At 45.8% G+C, this 6505-nt stretch carries 4 protein-coding genes; 1 reads left to right on the plus strand and 3 read right to left on the minus strand.

The window, feature by feature from the left end; translation table 11 throughout:
- Nucleotides 1–412 precede the first annotated feature (412 nt).
- Nucleotides 413–1513, plus strand: coding sequence for a DUF4407 domain-containing protein (locus LLW17_RS18675; RefSeq protein ID WP_228231814.1), 1101 nt, complete (start codon nucleotides 413–415; stop codon nucleotides 1511–1513).
- Nucleotides 1514–1616: 103 nt separating this feature from the next.
- Here the strand turns inward: LLW17_RS18675 and LLW17_RS18680 are convergent, their stop codons facing one another.
- The 3 genes from LLW17_RS18680 to LLW17_RS18690 all read right to left on the minus strand — a co-directional run bounded on the left by LLW17_RS18680 (nucleotide 1617) and on the right by LLW17_RS18690 (nucleotide 6264).
- A complete protein-coding gene (locus LLW17_RS18680) occupies nucleotides 1617–2867 on the minus strand; it encodes an NAD(P)/FAD-dependent oxidoreductase (RefSeq protein ID WP_262909029.1) in 1251 nt (416 codons plus the stop codon).
- A 1-nt stretch (nucleotide 2868) separates the two neighbouring features.
- Nucleotides 2869–5154 (minus strand): S9 family peptidase, encoded by a 2286-nt coding sequence (locus tag LLW17_RS18685; RefSeq protein ID WP_228231815.1) that lies wholly within the window; start codon nucleotides 5152–5154, stop codon nucleotides 2869–2871.
- 102 nt (nucleotides 5155–5256) lie between these two features.
- Nucleotides 5257–6264, minus strand: coding sequence for a 4-hydroxyproline epimerase (locus tag LLW17_RS18690; RefSeq protein ID WP_228231816.1), 1008 nt, complete (start codon nucleotides 6262–6264; stop codon nucleotides 5257–5259).
- Nucleotides 6265–6505: the final 241 nt, after the last annotated feature.

Here is a 6505-nt window from a genome sequence, read left to right on the forward strand (position 1 = left end):
GGAGCCTGACCGTTCAACAACTTTACATTAAATTTGGGGAAAGGATACCCCTGATATTAAACACCAATTCCTTTGGGGCTAGCCCCAAAGGAATTGAAACAACGGACAGAGTTTAATTTACATACCCCAAACTGATCATACAACTCAGACCTAATTTCCCATCCTCAGCTGTTTATACAGCCGAGGACTTCTTTTTTCAAGCCATACAACAAACCACACAGGTTCAGCGTTCTACTTCTTATTAACAAGGCGGGATTTATTCAGCGGGTTATTCTAAATTTAGCTATTAACAACAGGCTTATCAAAACATGTTATGAGCCTTCAATAAACTTTTAAAAAGCCTGCGAAACCACTTCTGGTGAGCCTGTCGAAAAACTTGTGGTGAGCCTGTCGAACCATCAATCATCAAACTATGCTTAAAAAATTTTTTATTCTTTGTTCGGGCGCTGATCACGCCTTGTTAGACACCTGCGCTCCCGGCGAGCAAAACAAATATGCCGGTATTGGCGCCACGGTGTTCTTTACCGCCTTAATGGCTTTTATTGCTTCGGGATACGCGCTGTACACCGTTTTTGACAACGTAGCCATCGCAATAGGCTTCGGGTTTTTGTGGGGTTTGCTCATTTTCAACCTGGATCGTTTTATCGTTTCAACCCTCAAAAAAAGGGACAACTTTTTAGACGAATTCTTACAGGCTGTTCCCCGTTTGATTTTGGCACTAATCATCGCTGTGGTTATCGCCAAGCCTTTGGAATTAAAAATCTTTGAGAAAGAAATTGATCGTGTTCTACTCGAACAAAAGAACGATCTCACCCTCGCCAATCAAAACCAGATTGAAGACCAGTTTACTCCTGAAATCACTGCTCTGGATACGCAGATTGAAGACTTAAAAACCGAAATCACGACCAAAGAAGCCGAAGTAAATGCGCTTTACAGCACCTATATTACGGAAGCCGAAGGAACTTCCGGAACCGGCAGATTGGGTAAAGGTCCGGTTTATAAAGAAAAACGCGACAAACACGATGCTGCCCTGGCCGAATTGCAACAACTGAAGCAAACCAATACCGAAAAAATCGCAGCACTTGAAACCCAAAAAACCGAATTAGCCGACATCTACGACACCCGGGTTGCCGAAACCCAGCCGATCATCGATAATTTTGACGGACTCATGGCCCGTATTGAAGCTTTAGACGAATTGCCCTGGCTGCCTTCGTTCTTTATCTTTTTGCTCTTTCTGGCCATCGAGACCACGCCTATTTTTGCCAAACTGATTTCGCCTCGCGGCGAATACGACCTGAAACTGGCTGATGCTGAAGGCGAACTCAAATCCTGGGCGACTCAAAAAGCCAACCAGCGTCGCAACCTTATCGATGCAGACAATGTGCTAAACGACAAAGTCTACGGCGATCTGGCTCAGGAAGAAGAACTCTACAATTACAAAAAGAAAATGGCGCGCGAACTTATGCAAAAACAGCAGGACGCGTTTTACAAACGCCAGAGTAAGTTGCTTTAGGTATTCATAAAAACAGTGCTGATGCGATACTGAAACACGTTCAACATGACTTAAAGACAGCTCCCTTCTCCTTAGGGAGAAGGGTTGGGGATGAGGAGAAGCCCTAGAATTTTCGATCCGGATTGTACACGCTCAAATCCAGCGAAGGCTTTGTTCCATTAATCACTTCAGAAACCAGCAGTCCGGTGGCAGGGCCCAGACTCCAGCCCATCATGGCGTGACCGGCTGCAAGCGTGAGGTTTTGCCATTTTGAGGTACGGCCAATATACGGCAAACCATCCGGGGTTACCGGGCGTAAACCGCACTGCGCATCTGCCTTTTCGGCTTCGGTGATTGTTACATTTTCAAAATAACGGGGTACGGCCTGGGCAATAGCATCTACCCGTGCTTTGTTGATGTCGTGATTGATCCCGGCGATTTCCATAGTCCCGGCAAAACGCGTAAACCCGTTCATGGGTGTGATCGCTACTTTGGCTTCGCATAAGATCGAAGGCAGCGTGATTCCGGTTTCTGCAGTAGAATTGATGCGATAGCCTTTACCGGCCTGCATCAGGATATTCAGATTTAATTTTTTATTCAGTGTTCCTGCCCAGGCTCCGGTAGCGAGAATCACCTCATCGGCTTCAATCTCCTTGCCCGATTGGGTTTGTACTTTGGTGATCTTTTCGCCCTGCTTTCCAAAATCGGTTACCTGCTCGTGTTTTAAAAACTTAACGCCGCTTTCTTCTAAAAACACTTTAAACTCGTGCATAAATTCGCCCGGGGTGGTATGCCAGTCGCACTCGTAATACGCCGCTCCTTTGATATTTAACTTCGCATCAGGCATTTTTTGCTGTACTTCTTCAGCGCTCAGCATTTTTGCGGGCAAACCTTCTTTATGGGCCATGGCTACGGTATGCCCCTCCTCTTCCAGCATGTGATCGCTTTGGCACAACATCAGCAAGCCTTTTTTCTCAAGCTGAAAACTGAAATTTTCGGCTTCTTTGATAGCTGCATACAAATCCCTTGAAAGCAAATTGATGTCGCGTATCGCCGGAATGGCTTTAGCTACATTTTTATAGGTACACGAGCTGTTAAAGGCCATCGTCCACTTCAGAAAACCTGCATTGAGCCGGGGCTTGATGTAAAGCGGACTCTTACTGCTGAGCATCCATTTTAAACCCTGTTTCATCACACCGGGCGCCGCCAGCGGAATGATGTGACTGGGCGTTAAATAACCGGCGTTCACGTAGGACGCACCGCTATCCATAGCGCTTTGATCAATCACCGTTACCTCATGACCGGTTTTTTGCAAATAATAAGCACAGGATAAACCAATAATCCCACCGCCTATGACAACACATTTATTACTCATGTTAGTTGATGTTATAATCCCACAAAGGTTCTTTGTTGAGCAAATTCTTTATAAAATAATTCCAGCGCTTTTTCTGAAAATAGCTGTTGGATCTGCCACTGTAACCATGGCGCTGACTTGGGATGATAAGCAGGTCAAACTCCTTATCGGCTTTGATTAAAGCCTCCGCCAGTTTAAAGGTTCCCGAAGGGTTTACATTATCGTCAATCCCACCATGAACCAGCAATAATTTCCCTTTAAGATTGGGCGCCATAGTCACGTTTGAGACCTGCTCGTAGCGCTCATCAATGGGGTAGCCCATGTACATTTCGGGCCACCAGGCTTTTTCCATTCTAAAATCGTGATCCCCGCTGCTGGCAACCGCCACCTTATAAAAATCAGGAAAGGCCAAAACCGCATGCGCCGCATCATAACCGCCTGCCGAATGCCCAAAAATCCCGACCCGGTCTGTGTCTACCCAGGTGTACTTTTGGCCCAAAAACCGAATCGCATTGACATGATCGCGCAGGTTGTCGCCCATATTCATATACGAAACATCGCGAAAAGCCTTGGAACGGGCAGCTGTACCCAGACCATCAACGGCCACAACGATAAAACCCAGATTGGCCATAGCCTGATGACTGAGCGCACGGTCAAACGAACGCGGAAACATCTGCGTATGCGGCCCGGTATAGGTCGCATCAATCACAGGGTATTTTTTTGTGGCATCAAAATTTACCGGTCGCCAAAAGGCCCCATAAATAGGCGTTTTACCGTCTTTACCTGTTAGGCTGAACACTTCAGGCAATTGCCAGCCTTCACCGGTCAGGGCATCAACATCTGCTTCGGTAAGCGTTTCTATAATTTTTCCGGTTTTCTTGCTGCGCAAAAGGGTTTTAGAGGGTTTATCTACGGCCGAAAGCACATCTGCAAAATATGCTGATCCTTCTAAAAACTGAATGTCATGGTTCACAGGCTCAGGCGTAAGGCTCGTTATTTTTCCGTTTAGGGAAACTTTATAGAGTTGCTGATGATAGGGATTTGCAGCTTTATCCACACCGGAAGCCAGATAGTATATAAGCTTGTTTTTGGTATCGATATTGACAATCTCATTAACTACAAATTCCCCGTTTGTAAGCGGTTTTAGCTTGCCGCTTTCTTTATTCAGAAGGTACAGCTGCTTCCAGCCGCTGCGCTCTGAAAGCACAACGAGGTCCTGCCAACCCTCCACCTCACGAAATTCAAAATTATCGATGCTGGTCGTAACCGATTCTTCGTAAAGCGGACTGATGCTTTGGGCATCCAGATCAACCACTTTTAAGTACTGATCTTTATAGCCGCGACTGCGGTAAGAGGCGATCATTTTATGCGGCTCGTCATCCATCCACTTAAGCCAGATGCTGTTTACGTGTATTTTTTTGGGCAGATCAATATCGAGTTGTTCTTTGGTTTCCACATTAAAAAATACCGGCTTGTAAGTCACCATCGTGGTATCGCCGGGCGAACCGCGGTAATAACTCAGCAATTTGGGCTTATACAGACTGTCTATACTGTAATCCAGCAAATACATTTTTTCGGCAGTGCGGGTATCAACCACCTGCGTTACCAGGTATTTGGAGTCAGGTGACCATTGTACGTCAAAATGCGGTGGGCGCTCGGTGCCTTCGCCTTCTATAATATCAAACCAACCGATGCTGCTGGCGTAATCGTAACCCGGCTCCCCGTCTGTGGTAAGCTGCACCCTCTTACCCGACCCGGCATCTTCAAGGAATAAATTGTGATTTTCTACAAAAGCGTTCCACTTACCATCCGGTGAAGTTGAAGTGCTTCGGTCGCGGTTGCGCCAGGAATCCCTGGCCTTGTCATTTTTTGAATCAACGGGCTTAAGGCTATCACCATCCCACGAAAAAGGCTTTCCATCAAAAACAAAATACAGGCTTTCTGCTTTGCGTTCCAGGCGGGAAAGGTCTAAATCTCTTGCCTCGACGTTTTTGTCCAGCTCTTTGGATAAGGCTTCCGCCAGTTTTACATGATCAAAAATCGGAGCCGTCATGAGGTCTTTGTAGTTTAGACCCAAATAGGTTTTTCCGGCTTTATCGTAGTTCAGAAACCAAATCCCTGAACCTTCCTCAAACTCGTGCACTTCCGTTTTGAGGTTGAAGGCTTTTTGATTGATCACGTTTCCGTAGGTATAGTCAATCGCCTGCTGATATTCAGCCTTTGTCATTTTTTCCTGGGCGAAAGAAACACCCGCAATCAACAAAAGCGTAAACGTGATATACTGAATGTTCAACTTAAAAACCTTCATATTCTATTTATTAAAAACCTCTGGCAAGCCGAAGAGATATGGGTTTGACAATCAATTCATAATTTCGAAGCAAAGCCCCGAAAACAAAACCCTCAATGCGGCTTAAATCACCTGAAACCCGAACGCATACGGATCTTCCGTATCAATAGTCATCGTGTTATATCCGTAGATACGCGCCCAACCTTTGATGCTGGGGACAATCGCCGGAAAGTTCCCCAAAGTGGTTACTTCTTCGATACGGCCAATAAACTTGGAACCTATAAAACTCTCGTGAATAAAATCGGTCTTCGGCTGAAGCAATCCCCGGGCGTGCAACTGGGCGATACGTGCAGATGTCCCGGTACCACAGGGTGAGCGGTCAATGGCTTTGTCGCCATAAAAAACCGCGTTGCGTCCCGATGAAGCAGGATCAATGGGCGAGCCCGTCCACAACATATGGCTTACATCGCGTATGGTATCATTTTCAGGATGTATGAAATGATCGGGGTATTTCAGATTGATGCGCTGACGCAATTCCTGACTGAGCTGTACGATCTTGGATGCCGAAAAATCCTGCACCCCGCTAAAGTTCTTCTGCGGATCAACAATCGCATAGTAATTTCCGCCGTAGGCCACATCAAATTTGAGTTCGCCAAGTTCCGGGCATTCAATGGTCAAATCGCGTGCGGCGAGGTAACTTTTTACGTTGGTAAGCTTTACCCAGTCTACCTTGTTTCCGGTTTGCTGATACTCAATTTCCACGAGACCTGCCGGCGCCTCCATCCTGATCTTACCAGGCACCTTAGGAGTGATAAGGCCTTCTTCGATAGCAATGGTAATGGTGCCTATGGTTCCGTGACCACACATGGGGAGGCAACCGCTGGTCTCAATAAATAAAATCGCAAAGTCGTTTGCAGGGTCATGGGGCGGAAACAAAATACTCCCGCTCATCATGTCGTGACCGCGGGGCTCAAACATGAGTCCTTTGCGTATCCAGTCATATTCTTTTAAAAAATGCTGGCGTTTCTCGCTCATGGTTTTACCTACCAGCTCGGGACCGCCGGTTTTAACCACACGCACAGGATTCCCACACGTGTGCGCGTCTATACATTGAAAAGTGTGGATGGGCATTCGGTATTACTATTCTTATTGTTATTATTATTTATTATTTGGAATTGATGATTCTTTACAGGTCAATCCCTCAACTACAGCTTATTTTCTAATTGTAGTTTATTTCTTAACTGATGTACTTCCCTAAATAGCGTTGACCGTTTTTAGGTTATTATTTCATTGTTAAAAATAGTCATTATTGTTCTTTGTGGGATAGCCAACAAAGAACACTGTTTTTCAAAGGCTACTGGGGTCATTTTCT

Source organism: Leeuwenhoekiella parthenopeia (genome assembly GCF_020782115.1).
In the GTDB taxonomy this organism is placed as follows: Bacteria; Bacteroidota; Bacteroidia; order Flavobacteriales; family Flavobacteriaceae; genus Leeuwenhoekiella; species Leeuwenhoekiella parthenopeia.